General features: G+C 70.4%; 15 protein-coding genes. 10 read left to right on the forward strand and 5 right to left on the reverse strand.

Annotation, left to right across the window (positions count from 1 at the left end; all coding sequences use genetic code 11):
- From HW577_RS09005 to HW577_RS09015, 3 genes are all read left to right on the forward strand, one after another.
- Positions 1-360: glycine zipper 2TM domain-containing protein (locus HW577_RS09005; RefSeq protein ID WP_198375808.1), on the forward strand; the 360-nt coding region annotated here is incomplete at its 5' end.
- Between the two features lie 45 nt (positions 361-405).
- The gene (locus tag HW577_RS09010) at positions 406-1,239 is read left to right on the forward strand and encodes an ABC transporter permease (RefSeq protein ID WP_198375809.1); all 834 of its coding nucleotides are present in this window, start codon (positions 406-408) and stop codon (positions 1,237-1,239) included.
- A 4-nt stretch (positions 1,240-1,243) separates the two neighbouring features.
- Positions 1,244-2,020, forward strand: coding sequence for an ABC transporter ATP-binding protein (locus HW577_RS09015; protein WP_198375810.1), 777 nt, complete (start codon positions 1,244-1,246; stop codon positions 2,018-2,020).
- On the opposite strand, the gene HW577_RS09020 is transcribed toward HW577_RS09015, so the two are convergent.
- Positions 1,990-2,634: a class I SAM-dependent methyltransferase gene (locus tag HW577_RS09020; RefSeq protein ID WP_198375811.1), complete on the reverse strand. Its 645-nt coding sequence runs from the start codon at positions 2,632-2,634 to the stop codon at positions 1,990-1,992. The genes HW577_RS09015 and HW577_RS09020 overlap by 31 nt on opposite strands.
- A gap of 221 nt (positions 2,635-2,855) precedes the next feature.
- On the opposite strand from HW577_RS09020, the gene HW577_RS09025 reads away from it, so the two are divergent.
- Together HW577_RS09025 and HW577_RS09030 are read left to right on the forward strand one after the other, a co-directional pair.
- Positions 2,856-3,722 (forward strand): class I SAM-dependent methyltransferase, encoded by an 867-nt coding sequence (locus HW577_RS09025; protein WP_198375812.1) that lies wholly within the window; start codon positions 2,856-2,858, stop codon positions 3,720-3,722.
- Between the two features lie 54 nt (positions 3,723-3,776).
- Positions 3,777-5,279, forward strand: coding sequence for a class I SAM-dependent methyltransferase (locus HW577_RS09030; protein WP_198375813.1), 1,503 nt, complete (start codon positions 3,777-3,779; stop codon positions 5,277-5,279).
- A gap of 164 nt (positions 5,280-5,443) precedes the next feature.
- Here the strand turns inward: HW577_RS09030 and HW577_RS09035 are convergent, their stop codons facing one another.
- From HW577_RS09035 to HW577_RS09050, 4 genes are all read right to left on the reverse strand, one after another.
- A complete protein-coding gene (locus tag HW577_RS09035) occupies positions 5,444-6,550 on the reverse strand; it encodes a glycosyltransferase family 4 protein (RefSeq protein WP_198375814.1) in 1,107 nt (368 codons plus the stop codon).
- An 8-nt stretch (positions 6,551-6,558) separates the two neighbouring features.
- Positions 6,559-7,545 carry a sulfotransferase domain-containing protein gene (locus HW577_RS09040; RefSeq protein ID WP_198375815.1) on the reverse strand — a complete coding sequence of 329 codons (987 nt, stop codon included), beginning with the start codon at positions 7,543-7,545 and terminating at the stop codon, positions 6,559-6,561.
- Between the two features lie 3 nt (positions 7,546-7,548).
- Positions 7,549-10,551, reverse strand: coding sequence for a glycosyltransferase family 4 protein (locus HW577_RS09045; protein WP_198375816.1), 3,003 nt, complete (start codon positions 10,549-10,551; stop codon positions 7,549-7,551).
- A 375-nt stretch (positions 10,552-10,926) separates the two neighbouring features.
- Positions 10,927-11,853: an FkbM family methyltransferase gene (locus tag HW577_RS09050; RefSeq protein ID WP_198375817.1), complete on the reverse strand. Its 927-nt coding sequence runs from the start codon at positions 11,851-11,853 to the stop codon at positions 10,927-10,929.
- A 282-nt stretch (positions 11,854-12,135) separates the two neighbouring features.
- Between HW577_RS09050 and HW577_RS09055 the strand changes: the two genes are divergently transcribed.
- The 5 genes from HW577_RS09055 to HW577_RS09075 all read left to right on the forward strand — a co-directional run.
- Positions 12,136-13,083 carry a glycosyltransferase family 2 protein gene (locus HW577_RS09055; protein ID WP_198375818.1) on the forward strand — a complete coding sequence of 316 codons (948 nt, stop codon included), beginning with the start codon at positions 12,136-12,138 and terminating at the stop codon, positions 13,081-13,083.
- A 36-nt stretch (positions 13,084-13,119) separates the two neighbouring features.
- Positions 13,120-14,064 carry an FkbM family methyltransferase gene (locus tag HW577_RS09060; RefSeq protein ID WP_198375819.1) on the forward strand — a complete coding sequence of 315 codons (945 nt, stop codon included), beginning with the start codon at positions 13,120-13,122 and terminating at the stop codon, positions 14,062-14,064.
- 108 nt (positions 14,065-14,172) lie between these two features.
- Positions 14,173-15,243, forward strand: coding sequence for a GDP-mannose 4,6-dehydratase (gene gmd / locus HW577_RS09065; protein WP_198375820.1), 1,071 nt, complete (start codon positions 14,173-14,175; stop codon positions 15,241-15,243).
- Complete coding sequence (locus HW577_RS09070; protein ID WP_198375821.1) at positions 15,236-16,210, forward strand: GDP-L-fucose synthase family protein; 975 nt, start codon at positions 15,236-15,238, stop codon at positions 16,208-16,210. Before gmd ends, HW577_RS09070 begins: the two co-directional genes overlap by 8 nt.
- 10 nt (positions 16,211-16,220) lie before the next feature.
- On the forward strand, positions 16,221-17,190 hold a 970-nt coding region (locus HW577_RS09075), incomplete at its 3' end, for a glycosyltransferase (RefSeq protein WP_198375822.1).

Here is a 17,190-nt window from a genome sequence, read left to right on the forward strand (position 1 = left end):
CTCTTCCGATCCGGTGCCGGCGCCGGCGCGGTCGGCGGCGGGCTGATCGGCTCGACCATCGGCGGCGACTGGCGGGCGCGGACCGTGGGCGGCGTGGTCGGCGCGCTGGCCGGCGGCATCGCGGGCGCAGCGATCGAGGAAGGCGTCACGCGCGGCAATGCCATGGAATTCATCATACGCGACGACAGCGGCGCGACGCGCTCGGTGATCCAGACCAACGAACTCGGCCTGACGGTGGGCGAGCGGGTGCTGATCACCCAGGGCGACCGGGTGCGGCTGTCCCGGGCGGGGGGCGCGGCCCCGGTCGGCTACGGCGGCGGTTACGGCGGCGGCCCGATCGACGCCCGCGGCGGGAAATAGCCCGCCCTTCCGGCCGGGGCGCGGGGCGTGTAGAAGCCCCCGCCCATGCCGAACGCGACCCGCCATGTCCACCTGTTCGACGCCGCCGACCCGCGGCGGCGGGAACTCGCGCTCGAGGACCTGGGCGGCGCGCTGTCGCGCTGGCGGCTTGCCTGGGCGCTGGCGCGCAGCGACATCATGCATCGCTACCGCGGCTCGGTGCTCGGGCCCTTCTGGCTGACGCTGTCGACCGGCATCATGCTGGCCTCGCTCGGCATCCTCTACGCCAAGCTGTTCCGCATCGATGTCACGGACTACCTGCCCTATCTCGCGGTCAGCCTGATCCTGTGGAACCTGGTCTCGGCGCTGGTGAACGACGCCTCGGTCTGCCTGACGGGGCAGGAGGGCGTGATCCGCCAGATGCCTCTGCCCTATTCGGTGCATGCGCTGCGCAGCGTGCTGCGCAACGCCGTCATCGCCGCGCACAACCTGCCGCTGATCGCCGTGGTCTTCTGGGTGTTCGGACTGGGCGCAGGATGGACGCTGCTTCTCGCGATCCCCGGATTCATGCTGGTGATGGCGGGGGGCTTCGCCGCATCCCTGCTGCTTGGCATGCTCTGCGCGCGGTTCCGCGACATCCCGCCGATCATCGGGTCGGTGATGCAGATCGCCTTCTTCCTGTCGGCGATCATCTGGAAGCCCGAGATGGTCGGCCACTGGGAACCGCTGCTGCCGATCAACCCGTTCTTCGCGGTGATCGAGGTGGTGCGCGCGCCGATCATGGGGACGACCGGATCGCTCTTCACCTGGCTCGCGGCAATCGGATGGGTCGGGGCCCTGATCGCCGTCGCCTGGTCCTTCTTCGTCCGCTTCCGCGGGCGCATCGCCTTCTGGGTGTAGGCCGATGGCGCTGATCGACGCGGCGGGGCTGGCGATCGAATTCCCGCTCTACCACCACAATGCCAGGTCGCTGAAGCAGCGGCTGATCTCCTCCTCCGGCCTGCGGCTGCGCAAGGACGACGACAACCGCATCGTCGTCGCCGCGCTGCGCGACCTGACCTTCCGCATCGGCAAGGGGGAACGCGTCGCACTTGTGGGCCCCAACGGGGCGGGCAAGACGACGCTGCTGCGCACCGTCGCCGGCGTCTACGAGCCCGTCGCGGGGCGGCTGCTGGTGGAAGGGGAGATCGGTTCGCTGATCGACCCGGCCGCCGGGATGGACCCGCTGCTGACGGGGCGGGAGAACGTGATCCTGCGCGCGCTCTATCGCGGCATGACGGAAGCGGAAGGCCGCGCGCTGGCCGAGGAAGTGGCGGGCTTCGCCGGCCTCGGCGACTTCCTCGACATGCCGATCCGCGGCTATTCGGCGGGGATGAACGTGCGGCTCGCCTTCGCCATGGCGACCGCGATGACGCCCGAGATCCTGCTGATGGACGAATGGTTCCTCGCCGGCGACGCCGAGTTCATGGCGCGGGCGGAGGAGAGGCTCGCGAAGCTTGTGACGGGCGCGGAGATCCTGCTGATCGCGACGCACGACATGGGCGTGGTGCGGAAATGGTGCACGCGGGCGATCAAGCTCGAAGGCGGGCGGATCGTGGCGGATGGGCCCGTGGCGGAGGTGCTGGGGCCGGTGCCGCCGGCGCCCACGCCTCAGCCGGGCCTGCGCAGCGCGATGTCGTAGAGCGCTTCCCCGTTCAGGCAGAAGAAGGCGACGGGCCAGCCCGATTCGACGGCGAATTCCGTCACCGCCTGGTGGACGCCGAACACCCCGAAGCCGGGGCGGACGATGCGGGCGAAGTCGTTGAACACCAGATAGCCGCCCGGCTTCACGCGTCCCCGCGCAGCGGCGATGTCGGCGACCACCGCCTCATACCCATGGTCGGCATCGACGTAGATCCAGTCGAAATCGGGCGCGTCGGAACCGCGCAGGAACGCCACCGTCGTCGTCTCGTGCCGATGCACATTGGCATCCGCCAGCACGTCGGCGCGGCAAAGCGCGAAGCTGACATCGACGAGGTGCAGCTCGGCCGGCCGCGTGATGTCGAGGATCATGCGGGCGAAGTCGCCCTTGTAGGTGCCGAGTTCCGCCACGCGCGCGCCATGGGGCAGCCGGTGCAGCAGTTCCCACCGGGTATTGACGAGCCGGGCATCCTCGAGCTGCGCCTGCGGGATCACCGGTGCCGGGGCGGGCGCCGGCTGGAAGGCCAGGCGCGCCAGGCGCGCAAGCGTCTTCAGCCCTTCCGGCAGGGTCCGTCGCAGGGCGAGTTCGGCGAGGTAGCCGCGGTCTCTGGTCATCGCCGGGGGCTTATGGCGCGGGCAGGCCGTGGCGGCCAGAGGCTGGCGGGCAATCGGGCCATGATCACGTGCGAGCGCCCGCGCGCGGGACGCCTGGCGCCGGGGAGGGCGTGCCCGCCGGTTGCTAAACGCGCCCGGCCACCCTAACAGGCCATGGCAGCGTGCTGTCAAAACGCCGAGAGCGAGAATACTTCTGCGCAGGAACAGGCTCGGAGAACATGATGATGCTTCGCCGTCTTGTGGGGCTACTCACTGGCACATCTTCATCGGCGCCCGATGACGTGAGACGGCAGGTGGCAAACGTGCCTGCGCGGCCGGCGCAGATGCCCCCGCCGCGGATGCCGTTCGAGAAGGCCTTCAAGCTGGCCGACGGTATCGAGGGCATGATGTCGACCTTCTCGATGGAACTGATGGACTCGCTTCTCTCCTTTCAGGAAGCGCTGGGCATCGCGGGACCTGTCCTGGAATTCGGCGTCTACAAGGGACGCTCCGCGGCGCTCATCAGCGCGCACGTCCTGCCGGAGGAGCGTTTCATCCTCGTGGATGTGCACAAGTACATTTCGGATGAGACGCTGCAATCCATGTTCCGGATCCCTGAGTTCACGCTGGGGAGCTCGGAGGACTTCGCATCTTCCGCGACAGCAGTCGAACTGCATCGAAAAGTACGCTTCATGCATGTGGACAGCAGCCATGCGTACCGGACGACCCTGGCTGAAATGCGGTTGGCCGAACAGCTCCTTGCCGATGGCGGTATTCTTTGCCTAGATGATTTCGCGAATCTTCACTATTCTCAAGTTCTTCCAGCAGTTTACAAGTTTCTGTATACGGAAAAACATGATCTCTGCGTCTTCCTGGTGACGAACGCCAAGGCGTATCTGTGCCGTAGCGCATACTTCGATGCCTATGCCGGCTTCGTCCTGGACGGGCTGCAGGATGAAATGCGTGCGCGCGGGAACGCCGAAACGATGCTGGCGCGCACCGACGCGGACGTGGACTATCGCGCCTTCTACCTTCGACCGCGCAGCCCCGGCGAAGCCGGCGACCGCTACGGACCGGAACTCTACGGCTCCCACTACGCGGCACCCTGAGAGGCGCGCCCATGGAGCCCCGCCGCGTCCCATCGGAGCAGGATGACACCCACGATGCCCAATGATTCATCCTGCGCGTGGCATGCGCTCGCCTGCCCACGCTGCGGCGCCCCGCTCGCCGGTCTCTCCTGCGAGGGGTGCGGCGCCACCTACGGGGAGGCCTTCGGCGTTCCCTTCATCGGCGATTTCGAGGCCGCGGACGCGCTCGGCCTGATCGAGATCGCGGCCAATGCCCGCAACCGTGCGACGCTCGCTGTCCCGGCCGGGACGATCGAGCGCCTGGACGCGCTCTGCGCCGGATACCACGCCGCGCCGGACAAGGCGGCGTTCAAGGCTGCGCACCAGGAAGCGCGCGCCTTCTACTTCATGAATCGCTACCATGAATGGCTCGCAGTCGAGACGCTGCTCGAAGGTCACGACCTGACGGGCAAGCAGGTTCTCGACATCGGCGCGGGCACGGGTTTCGACGCCGGGCGCCTCGCGCTGCGCGGGGCGCGCGTCACGGCCCTCGAATTCAGCCCCATCCTCGCGGAAGCCGGACGCCGCGGCTTCCCGGACATCCGCTGGTTCGGCGGCTTCTCCCATGCGCTGCCCTTCGCCACCGGCGCCTTCGACTACGTCTTCATCAACGCCGCGCTGCACCACATGCGCGACATCCCGACCTCCATCGCCGAGGCGCTGCGCGTGCTGCGCCCGGGCGGCACGCTGATCACGAGCGGCGATCCGTTCCGCGCTGATTCGGTCGGCGAGACGCTCGAGTTCAACGTCTTCGACCGGCATGAGGGCGTGCTCGGCGGCATCAACGAGCAGATCCCGCGCGCCTCGGACTTCTTCGCGACGCTGGCCGCCAACCGCGCCGTCCTCGCGCCCGAGCTCTTCACCGACACGCTGCATGGCGGGCGTTCGGGCAGCGGGCCGCCCCTGACCGACTGGACGCGCTGGGACTTCGACGCCGATGCCGATCTGCTGCGTCAGCGCTCGGGCGGTCTCGCCATGCGCGTCACGCTCAAGGCGCCCTGGCCACATCCGCCCGCGCTGCAGCGCGACGGCGCGCTGGCCCCCACGACCTTCGCCGCCTGGCTGGAGGAACCGGACAACGTTGTCGCACGCCTCGCCCGCATCGTCCCGCGCGACCTCGTCGACACGCCCTTTCCCGGCGCCCCCGCGAAGTTCGACCTGCTGAATGGCTGGCGCGTCGCGCAATCGACGGCGACGACGCGCACCGCCTTCCGCCGCGCGCGGCTGTTCCGCACCCGCCGCGCCGCGCCCCGCATCGAATTCGAGATGCGCGCGCCGACGCCGGCCACCTTCACCTTCCTGGTCAACGCCCATCCGGTCGGCACGGCGGAACTCGGCGCGACCTGGGGCCCCGTGTCGATCGAGGTCTCCGCGGTGCCGCAAGGCGATGTCTTCCTGCTGGAGTTCCGGCGGGAGGGCGAGGCGGCGGATTTCGACGCCGCCTGCTTCGAGGTGCGGCTACCGGGCGCGCGGGCCGGTCTTGCAGAACAATTGTTGGTTTTCGCACGGCGGCTGAGGCGGCGCCTGCGGGGCGGCTGAACGGCGGGCGCCGCGGCAGCACGATCCGATCACACCGGACAGCGTGACCGGTTCCTCGCTCTAGAGCCCTTCCCGTTCGCCGCGGCTCACGGCCACGCCTCTAGCACTTTGTTTTCGCGAGCATCCTTATCCGTCCGAACGATTCCTTTTGAACGGATGATGCTCTAGTCCGCGCGCGCCAGGATCGTCCCCATCGCGTCCACCAGCCGCTCCGCGATGGAATCCCAGTCGTTCAGGCGCAGCGCCGTCTCCCGAGCGCCCGCGACAAGGCGCGCGCGCGTCGCGCCGTCGCAGGCGGCGATCATCGCCTCGGCGAGCGCGCTCGCGCTGGTCTCCCGCGCAAGCAGCCCGTCCAGCCCATCCCGCACCTGTTCGACGAGGCCCCCCACGGGCGTCGCCACCACCGGCACGCCGAAGCCGTGCGCCAGCGGGGCGACGCCGCTCTGGCTTGCCTCCCGATACGGCAGCACGACCACGTCGGCGCCGGAGACGAGCGAGCCCATCTCCGCCTCCGACAGCCAGCGCGCCCGCACCTCGACGCCGGGCAGCGCCGAAAGGCCGGGGGCGAGCCCTTCGGCATCCCCTTCGCCGGCGACGAGCAGCCTGGCTTCCGGGTGCCGCGCCGCGACCATCGGCCAGGCGTCGCGCAGCAGGTCGAGCCCCTTATAGGCGCGCAGCCGGCCGAGATTGACGAAGCGCACGGTGCCATCCGCCGCCCGCGGCGCCGTCCCGCCGCTCGTCGGCAGCGGGGCGCCGTGGTCGAGCCGGTGCACGGGCAGCGCCGGCCGCCGCCGCGCGATGCCCGCGGCGACGCTGTCCGACAGGGCGATCGCGGCGATGGCGGCGTCGAGTTCGCGGGTCAGCCGCCATTCCCAGAACAGGCTGGGGTCGCCCGGATGCGGCTCCGCGTCATGGACGATCGGTACGTAGCGCAGCCCGGCGCGCGCCAGTGCCGGGGCGATCAGCGGCGTCCAGAGATGCGTCATGACCGAGACGACCGCATCCGCGCGGAACTCGAGCGCCTGGCGACGCAGCCGGCGGGACAGCGACGGAACACGCAGGAAGCCCGCCGCGAAGCCCGCCGCGCTGGCATAGGTCGGCACGGCGTCGATCGGCAGGCCGAGCGCGGTGAACTCGGGCAGCAGGTCCGCCTGGGCGGAGAGCGAGAGCGAAACCTCCACATCCGCGCGACGGCCCAGCGCGCGGGCCAGGGCGAGGGCGACGTGCCCTCCGCCGCCCCTGCGGCCCCAGTACCAGAGGAGGAGGCGCACCCTGGCGCTCAGCCCCGGCGGCGCAGCCCGGTGGCGCCGAGCGCGCGGATCGTCGCGTCCCGCAGTTTCCAGAAGGGGCTGTTGCGCATCCCCTCGATCTCCATCGCCTGCTCGGCCGTGCGGGCGGTGAGCGCGGCGATCCGCCCGCCCAGCGCGGCGATCTCCCCGCGCAGCGCGCCTGCCTCTGCGCGCAGCGCGCCGGCCTCTGCGCGCAGGGCGTGCGCCTCTGCCATGCTGTCCGCGGTCTGCTGGCGGCGCAGTTGCAGCGCGCGGGCGATTTCGGCGGCGAGTGCGACGCCGGGATCGCCCTGGACCGCGGCGGACGGATAGCCGAGGCGCTCCTGCATACGGGCGTGCAGCGCGTCGAACAGGGCGGGGCAGGCGGCGTTCAGTTCCGCGATGTTCTTCGAATCGTCGCCGCCGCGGAAGAATTCCGGAAAGGCCTTCCGCGCCGCCTCGAAGCCAAGGTCGGCAGGTATCCCCTTCGGCTCGACGCCCAGGAACTCCGCGATCCGCGCGACCGTCTCGGGCTGGAGCGTCGCGATCTCCTCGTAGCGCAGCACAAGGCGGCGGGAGAGCGGCGCGTCGAGCCAGGCTGCGACATGGGCGGACCAGGAGCCGAACATCACGTCGCCCGCCACCACCTCCTCCAGCGATGGCGCGGTGCCGCCGAAGCGCTGGCGGTAGTGCCAGTAGGAGACGGTGGAGGAGCGCCCGTCGCGCACCACCACGATCGCTGGCCAGTCCTGGCCGGCGGGGGGCAGATCGTGCGTCTTGACGTAGTGCGTCTGGTCGCTCGCCGCGGCCTGCGCGACGAATTCCTCCGCCGTCGCGCCGTGGGAGCGGTGCCCGACGAGGCGCGCACGCTCCTCGCTCTCGCCGATGTCGGTCCTGTCGTCATAGAGCGAAAAGGTCTCGAGCCCGAAGACCCGGTTCAGCAGCATCCGCAGCGCCGTGTTGCCCGAGCGCGGATAGGAGGCGAGCCAGACGATCATCCGTCAGCCCCGCCGGCGCAGGCCGGTCAGCCGAAGCGCGCCGATCACAAGGCTCCGCAGCCGCCAGAAGGGGCTGGTCTTCATCGATTCCATTTCCTGCAGCGCCCGCTGCAGTGCCGCGTTCATGGCGGGGGAGGCGCCGGATGGCGGCGCCATGCCCTGTCCCGCGCGCGCGAGCGCATCCTTCGCTGCGCCGTACGCGATCCAGGCCTGCACGCCGGCCTGGTAGGTGCGCAGTTCGCGCCAGCCGCTACCCGGCGGGGCGCGCCGGCCAGCGGCGAGGTCCGCGGCCGTGGCGCGGAAAGCGTCCATGGCCGCGGCCGCCTGCGCCGCCGTCGTGAACCGTCCCGCCTGGGCGAGGCCGGCCGCGATGCGTTTCGCACGCGTCGCCGGGTCGGCGAGCGCAATGAGCGCATCCGCCATCTGCGCCGGGTCCTTGTCGTCGACATAGATCGCCGCCTCCCCGCCCACCTCGGGCAGGGAGGAATTGGCGCAGGTGATCACCGGGCAGCCGCAGGCCATCGCCTCGAGCACCGGCATCCCGAAGCCCTCGTAGCGCGACGGATAGAGCAGCGCGTGCGCGCCGCCGTAGAGCAGCCGCAGCGTCGCGTCGTCCGCCTTCATGCGTCGCGCATCGACATGGGGCGCGGCGGCGCGGAAGGCGGCCTCGATCTCCTCATGCCCGCCGACGCAGATGATGGGGATGCGCGTGCCGCGCGCGGCGGCTTCCTCCGCCCCGCGGAAGGCGAGGATGCCGTTCTTGTAGCCATCGACGCCGCTGCGGTCGCCGACCATCAGCGCGTAGCGGGCGGGCAGGGACAGGGCGCGGCGCGCCTCGGCGATCTCGGCCTCGGAGGGCGGGGTGAAGCCGTCCGGCAGGCCGCAATACGCGAGTGCGACCGATTCCTCCGCCACCTCGGGATAGAGCGCCGCGAGGTCCCTGGCGGAACTGCGCGAGATCATCGCGTGCCCGGCCGCGTGGCGGATGGCGCGCGCCTTCTCCTGCCAGGCTTCGGCACGTAGATCCACGCCCGTCCGCTCGGGGATCATGTCGTAACCGAAGAAGAAGGAGGGCGTCTCGAGCGGCGTCGAATAGTAGGTCGAGACGCAGAGGTCGGCGCCGAGCTCGCGGCAGATGCGTTCGAGATAGACGCTGTCCTCGGCGGTACGCCCCGGGTCCCGCGCGGCGATGGTGCGGTAGTGAACGCCGGCGATGCGCGGCGCCGTCCCGGCGCGGTCCAGCACCACGACATGGTCGGACTGCCCGGCCTTCACCCATTCGGTCAGCATGGACTGCCAGACGCGCCCGATGCCGGAATTGAGGTCCTGCCAATAGACGCCATCGACCACGATGCGCGGGCGCACGGCGACGGGCAGCGGCGCGGCGGGCGCGCCGGCCGGATCGGCGAAGGTCCAGCCGCCGGCGCCGTCGGGCCTGGCAAGCGGCGGGATGCGGAACACCCCGGCCGCGTCGAACATGGTGCGGTCCTTCACCCAGTCGAAATGGTCGGCGAGGAAGCCCGAGCCCTGCACCGCCTGCAGCCCGCGCCACTTCTCGAGCGCCCCGGCATAGCCGTAGTAGCTCTCCTTGAAGGCCAGCTGCGCCTCGGTGACGTAGGCGAAATGCTGGAAGACGGCGCCAAGAGCCTCCGTCTCGTCCTGCGTGAAGGGATTGAGCGCTGCGATGTCCGCGGGAAGCCCACCGTCGAAGGCAGGGCGCACGAGCGTCGGCGGCTCGTGCTTCGCCCAGGTGTCGCCGGGGCGGAAGCGCCAGGTCCGCAACCATTCCTGCGCGGGGTTGTTCGCGTAGCCGTGGCGCGTGCTCGCGATCCGGTCGGGCCCGACGAAGTACCAGCACCAGTAGTAGGCGGCGCTGCGCGTCGGTTCGGCGAGGAAGCGGTCGCGCATCGCCGTGATCTGCTCCACGGTCCACAACTCGTCGGAATCCACCTGCCACAGCAGGCAGGATTCCGTGATGTTCGGCAGCGGCGCGTTCACCATCTCCCGCTTGCCGTCCCAGAATTCGCCGGGCGGCTTGCGGTAGATCGTCACCTGGCCGGGGAAGCGGCGGGCGAGGTCGTCGAGGTATTCGCTGGTGCCGTCGATGCTGCGGCCTTCGCGATGCAGGCCCTCCGGGATGCGGCCGCCGGTCGCCGTGCTCCAGGCCGTGTCGTGGCGCAGTTCGGCGACACCTTCCACGACGTGCCAGTGCCAGCGGAAGGGCAGGCGGGACAGGACCTGTTCGTGGTAGCGGATGAAGGGCTCGCCGTTCAGCACGATGGTCAGGACGTGGACCGGCAGGTCGCTGGCTTGCGGGCGGCGGCGGAAGGCGGAATAGCCGTTGCGCAATTCCTGGTCGTCGGCGATCAGCTCGTAGTCCGGGTCGGCCAGAAGCCGCTGGCGCGCGCGGTGGCACTTGAAGGTGCTGGTGTCGTCGAGGAGGATCAGGCGCGCGCCATAGACCTTCTCGAGTTCCACATCCCCGGTGAATTCCGATCCGTCGATCAGCACCATGTCGAAGGTGCCGATGCCGTGCTCCGCCTTGATGTGCTCGATCGCCCCCGCCGGCACGCCGGCGTCGCGCACATAGTCGATATCCTGGCGCAGCCAGCGCAGCACTTCCTCGAGCGGGAACTGGCTGAGCTTCGTGCCCTCGTGCCGGTGGAATGCCTCGACCACCTCGGGGGCGGGGAATTCCTCCGGCGCGACGGAGGACATGTTGTAGCATTGCACGAAGGGGCGGTCGGCGTAGGTCGCGCGCAGCATTTCGAAGCGCGGCTTCGAGACCTCGATGCAGAACAGCTTCGGCGCACCCGGATTGCGCGCGAGGCCCTTCACGAAGGCTTCGGTGCTGCCGCCGCCGGCCGATGAACCGATCTCGAGGACGTGGCGCAGATCCTCCGTGGCCGCGAGGTCGGAGATCAGCCGGTAGAAGGCGTCGTCCTTGATCTCCGGCGGAATGATCTGGTCGAGTTCGGAGGCAGTGTTGCCGGAGGGCTTGTCCATGGACCTCGCTCGCTCGGTCGGGAAGGAGTTGTTTTCGGGACTCGACCCGGCGACCGGCCGTCTTGGGCGGGTCGTGCCTCCGGTAGTGCAGCAGCCGGGTCCGGTCAACGGGACGTGATTGCCTAGGGCCGTGCGACACTGGCCGCCGGCGCGGGCGTGGCCGCGGGCACTGTGCAGGTTCTGGCGCCGCGGCGGCGGGACATGCCGGCCGACCCGCCGGTCGCCGTCGAGCGGGGCCTGCCCGGGGCGGGGGCCGCGCCGACCGGGCGGGTCCGTCCGATCGGGGATCCTGCCCGGAAGCGTTCCGTTACGTCCAGCGCAACCTGGGGTCGGCTATCGGCCCCGCCCGTCAGTGTCGTGAGGTTGGGCGCTGTCCTAGGACGTGGCCGGGGCCTTCGGAGCGCGCCCCGCGGGGCCTGTCGTGGCCTGGAATCCCTCGCCATCCTCGGGCTCCGCGGTGCCAGGGGCGGGGAAGCGGAAGGGGCCGAGCCAGATGTCGGGCCGCCCCGGATCGCACGCCGAGTCGAGCGGCGTGGGGAAGTTGCAGGTCTCGGATTCGAGAGCGTAGCTGTCGCGCCGTGCGAAGGTCACCTCCAGCACGCGCGGGAAGAACACGCCGCCGAGCAGCAGGCCGCCGGCGTGGTTGTTCGCATGCACGTGCACGACCGCGTGGGTTCGGTGCAGATGGTCCAGCGCGCGGAGCGCAGTCTCGAACCAGCGGCGCGTGGCGACCAGGTCGAACCAGTGGAACTCGATGACCACCTGTCGGAAGCGATGGAGCGGAGCGTCCTCGGCGCCCGCGGCCAGGGCCGCCCATTCCGCGCCTTCGGCATCCATCTTCAGGACAAGGTCGCCCGAATCAGGCAGGCCCGACACCGCAATCAGCGAGGCCAGGCAGCGCATGTCGTTGACATCCGCCGGCCCGAGGCCGAGCGGCCGCCAGGCGAGACCCGGCCCGGTCCCAGGTGGCGCCGCGATGGTGTGGTCGAACTGCGCGACCGGCAAGCGGCGCGCCGCGACCGCGCGGTCCCAGGCATCGTCGTTGCCAATCCCGATCGAGACCGCGCCCACGATGCCGGCCCAGTCGTCGAGCATGACGTAGCCGCCATCGGTCGCCGGGCCGACGCGGCATTTCGCGACGCCGACCGCGCGCTGCGGGATGAGAAGGTCGGCCAGGGCCAGGATACGCGCCTCGACACGCCGGGTCGCGAGGGGCTCGCGGCCGGGCACACCGGACGTCGCGCCGTCCGGCTGCGCCTGCCCGTTGCCGCCGCCTGCGACATGCCTCAGATCAGACGCCATCAGGGCCACGGACCGTTCAAGGTCATCGATGCGTTCGCCCAGTGCCTGGCTGGCCACTACAGCGGCCCTGCCATTCACCAGTATCTCCCGCAGAACGTTCCGAAGCCGGACAAGCGGGTTCCGCATGTCCTGTCCCCCGCACCCAGAGCCCCCGACGGTCGTCAACTAGACGCATCGCTCCTTCCGTGCAATCAGGCGCCCGGTCACGGATTCGCGCTTCCGCCGGACGTGATGCAGGTCCGGCGCCGCGCGCATGGCGCTGGCCGCAGGGCGAGGACAGGCATGCCAGAGAACAGTTCCGCCGCAGAAGCCGCCCGGAGCGGGGCGGGGGCGCCCCTCGTCAGCATAGTCACGGTCTGCTTCAACGCCGCCGCGACGCTCGAGGCCTGCCTCGACAGCATCGCCGCGCAGACGTGGCGGCCGATCGAGCACATCGTCATCGACGGGGCTTCAACGGACGGCACGCGCGAGATCCTGGAGCGGCACCGGCAGCGTATCGCCGTGCTCGTCTCGGAGCCGGACAGCGGGCTCTACGACGCGATGAACAAGGGCATCGCTCGGGCGCGCGGCGAATTCGTCTACTTCCTTAATGCCGACGACCTGTTCGCGGGCCCCGGCGCGGTGGCGGAGGCGATGGCCGCGATCGCGCGCGACCCGGAGGGCGATGTCTATTACGGATCGATCCTGGTGCGCGACGGCACGCGGACCATGCGCCACGACCCCCCGCCGCCAGAGCAGGCGGCCGAGGAGATGGTGCTTGGCTGCCTGCCGCACCAAGGGACCTTCGCACGGCGCGCCGTATTCGAACGCACCGGCCCCTTCGACCTGCGCTGGCGGCGCCATGCCGACTACGACTGGTGGATGAAGGTGATCGCCGATCCGGAGATCCGGCTGCGGCGGATCCCGTCCGTCGTCGCCTCCTTCGCGCTCGGCGGCACCTCCTCCGACCTCGCGAAGGGGCAGCCCGAGGCCTACGCCATCCAGAACAGCGCGCCGCTCTACCGCACCCCGGAATGGGACCGGAGGCGGCTCGAGATGTTCCAGAACGCGTACCTGGCGACGCGGCTCGAACTCGCGCGGCTGCGCGAAAGCCAGGCCCCCCCGCCGGGCGTGGCCGCGCCGCGCCGGACGATGCGCGAGGCGGCGATCTCGACCTTGCCGCGCCCCGTGGTCCGGCTCATCAGCATCGCGAAGCAGGCGGCCCTCCGCGTCGCCGGCCGGCGCGGGTAACGCGCGGCGCCGCAGGAACATTGCAGGGAGCAGGCCATGACGGATGAGGCATCGCCGACACGGATACCGATGGACGAGGCCGAGTTGTTCGAGCGCCGCATGGCGCGCACGGGCGGCGACCGTTCTCGCCTCGAATGGAGTGGCTACAAGGTCTACAGCCAGTCCGACGAGGACGGCATCATCGACGAGATCTTCCGCCGCATCGGCGCCCCGAATCGCACCTTCGTCGAGTTCGGCTGCGAGGTCGGACTCGAGAACAACACGCGCTACCTGCTGGAGCAGGGCTGGCGGGGCCTCTGGATGGAGGGCTATCCCGAATATGCGGGCGCGATCAGGGCGAGCTTCTTCGCCGATCTCGAATCCGGCCGGCTCGCCCTGCGACCCACCTATGTGAACCGCCGCAACATCAACGACCTGATCCGGGACGCCGGCCTCAGCGGGGAGATCGACTTCCTGTCGATCGACATCGACGGCAACGACTACCACGTCTTCGAGGCGATCGACGTCATCAGCCCGCGGCTCGTCTGCCTCGAGCACAACCACTCCTTCCGCAAGGGAGAGGAGTGGGTGATGCCCTACGACGAGGACTATCGCTGGGATCCGGCGGCCGGCCGGGCGGATTACGGCGCTTCGCTCGCCTCCATGGCCGCGCTGGCGGCGCGGAAGGGCTATACGCTGGTGGGCTGCGGCCTCGTCTCCCCCAATGGCTTCTACGTGAGATCCGACCTGGTGGGCGACCACTTCGCGGGGCCCTTCACCGCGGAGCGGTTCTTCAACCCGATCGATGTGGACGCCGTCCTGCGGTATCCCGTCACGCCGCATCACGGCATGCCGAAGCCGCGGCCGCCCCTGCCGGTCGCGGAACCACCGCCCACGCCGCCGCCGTCGCCCGACAGTCTGCGTGCCAAGGTCGCGAATGCCCTGCCGGGACCGTTGCGGTCCGCGTTGCGCGGCGCGAAGCGCCTGCTGACCGGCGGCTGACGGCCGCGACTGGACGATCCGCCCGCGCGCGCTGTATTCCGCCCGGGGTCCATGGGCACCGTTCCGCCCTCGCATCGCGGCCAGGCCGGTACCAACGGAAGGAAGACTATGACGGGTCAACGCAAGGTCGCCCTCGTCACCGGCATCACCGGCCAGGACGGTTCCTACCTGGCCGAGCTGCTGCTCGAGAAGGGCTACGAGGTGCACGGCATCAAGCGCCGCTCCTCCTCCTTCAACACGGGCCGGGTCGACCACCTGTACCATGACCGCCACGAGCCGGGCGCCTCCTTCACGTTGCACTACGGCGACCTGACGGATGCGACGAACCTGATCCGCATCCTCGCGCAGGTGCAGCCGACCGAGATCTACAACCTCGGCGCCCAGTCCCATGTCGCCGTGTCCTTCGAGACGCCGGAATACACCGCGAATTCCGACGCGCTCGGCACGCTCCGCCTGCTCGAGGCGATCCGCATCCTCGGCATGGAGAAGAAGGCGCGCTTCTACCAGGCCTCCACCTCCGAACTGTACGGCAAGGTCCAGGCCGTGCCGCAGGACGAGACCACGCCCTTCTACCCGCGCAGCCCCTACGCCGCGGCGAAGCTCTATGCGTACTGGATCGTGGTGAACTACCGGGAAGCCTACGGCCTGCACGCGTCCAACGGCGTGCTGTTCAACCACGAAAGCCCGCGCCGGGGCGAAACCTTCGTCACGCGCAAGATCACGCGTGCCGTCGCTGCCATCAGCCTCGGCCAGCAGGACTGCCTCTGGCTCGGCAACCTCGATGCGCGGCGCGACTGGGGCCATGCGCGGGACTTCGTCGAGGGCATGTGGCGCATCCTCCAGCAGGAGAACGCGGACGACTACGTCCTCGCGACGGGGGAGACCTACACGGTGCGGCACTTCTGCGACCTCGCCTTCGCGGAAGCGGGCATGGCGCTCGAATGGCAGGGCCAGGGCGTGGAGGAAGTCGGCATCGACAAGGCCACAGGCCGCGCCGTGGTGCGCGTCGATCCCACCTATTTCCGCCCGACCGAGGTCGACCTGCTGATCGGCAACCCGGCCAAGGCCAAGCGCGTGCTCGGCTGGTCGCACACGGTGAAGCTGCCGGAACTGGTCTCCGAGATGGTCGCCGCCGACATCGCGCTGATGCGCGGCGAGGCCGGCCCCGACCATGGCTGACGCCGCGCCCGCGGCACCGCCCGAGGTCTTCGCGCTCGCCGGCGCGCGGATCTACGTGGCGGGCCATCGCGGCATGGTCGGCTCGGCCTGCGCGCGGCACCTCGCCGCGCTCGGCGCCGAGGTGCTGACCTCCGACCGCGCCACGGTCGACCTCCGCCGCCAGGCGGAGGTGGAATCCTTCATGGCGCGCACGAAGCCGGATGCCGTCGTTGTCGCCGCCGCCAAGGTGGGCGGCATCCTGGCCAACGACACGCTGCCGGCCGAATTCCTCTACGACAACCTGATGATCGAGGCGAACCTGGTCGAGGCCGCGCACCGCGCCGGCGTCAACCGGATGCTCTTCCTCGGATCGTCCTGCATCTATCCGCGGGAGGCCGCGAACCCGATCGGCGAAGACGCGCTGCTGACCGGCCCGCTCGAGCGCACGAACGAGTGGTACGCCATCGCCAAGATCGCCGGCATCAAGCTGTGCCAGGCGTACCGGAAGCAGCACGGGCGCGACTACATCTCCGCCATGCCGTGCAACCTCTACGGCCCCGGCGACTATTTCCACCCCGAGCGCAGCCACGTCATCCCCGCCCTGCTGCAGCGCTTCCACGCCGCCGCGCGCGAAGGGGCGGAGGTCGTGACTTGCTGGGGCACCGGCCGGCCGCGGCGCGAATTCATGCATGTGGACGACGTGGCCGAGGCCTGCGCCTTCCTGCTGCGCCACTATTCCGGCGAAGGTCACCTCAACATCGGCACGGGCAGCGACATCACCATCGCCGAGCTGGCCGCCGAGATCGCCCGCGTCACCGGCTTCGCCGGCCGGATCGACTGGGACACGACCAAGCCGGACGGCACGATGCTGAAGCGCATGGACGTCTCCCGCATCAACGCCATGGGCTGGCGCGCGCGCATCGGTTTCCGCGAGGGGATCGAGGGAACCTATCGCTGGTTCCTCGACCAGCCCGCGCTGCGCCGCTGACGGACGCGGCGTGCGCGTCGCCTATCTCGGCCTCGCCTACCACCGGCGCACGGGCTCGACGCGCTTCCTGCTCGACCTGCTCGAGCGCAACGCGCGCGTCGATGTCTTCTTCGCGGAGCCCCATTTGCCGAAGCTGCGGGAGGCCTGCGCCGGCTTCGACGAGCGGAACTACGACGCGATCGTCGTGCTGCAGCTGCACGAGGCCTTCGCGCTGCTCTCGGGCCGCCACCCGAACGTCACCTACGCGCCGATGCATGACGCGATGTGGCGCGGCGGGGCCTTCATCTGGAAGCCGTCCTTCAACAAGGCGAAGGTGCTCTGCTTCTCCCGCGCCCTGCATGCGGAGGTGATGCGCCGCGCCCCGGTGCATGCCGCGGTCCAGTACTTCCCCGACCCCGCCGCCCTGCCGCCGGCCGATCCCGCGCCGGGCCTGCGCGGCCTGCTCTGGTACCGGCGGCGGGAGATCCCGCCCGAGGCCGCCTTCGCCCTGACCGAAGGCACCGTTTTCGACCGGCTGACCATCCACGACGCACCCGACCCGGGCCATGAGGCGCCCTTTCCTGACGCCGTGCCGCCCCATCTGCGCGACCTGCGCCGGACGGTCTGGTCGCAGGACGGACGCTCCTTCGCCGAGGCCCAGGCGGCGGCGAACGTCTTCTTCGCGCCGCGCCCGCTGGAAGGCATCGGCATGTCCTTCCTCGAAGCCATGGCGCGCGGCCTGTGCGTGGTCGCCCCCGATGCGCCGACCATGAACGAGTACATCTCCCACGGCGTGAACGGGCTGCTCTACGCGCCAGGCCGGCCCGCGCCGCGCGACTTCTCCCACGCGCGGGAGATCGGCGCGCGGGCGCGGGAGGACATCGCCGCCGGCCGCGCACGGTGGGAGGCGACGCTGCCGGCGCTGGCCGACTTCCTCCTCACCCCCACGGCGCGCATCGCCGCGCGAGGCGCCGCGATGCCCGTCGCGCTCGGCCCGCCCG

Source organism: Neoroseomonas rubea (genome assembly GCF_016106015.1).
Lineage (GTDB): Bacteria > Pseudomonadota > Alphaproteobacteria > Acetobacterales > Acetobacteraceae > Neoroseomonas > Neoroseomonas rubea.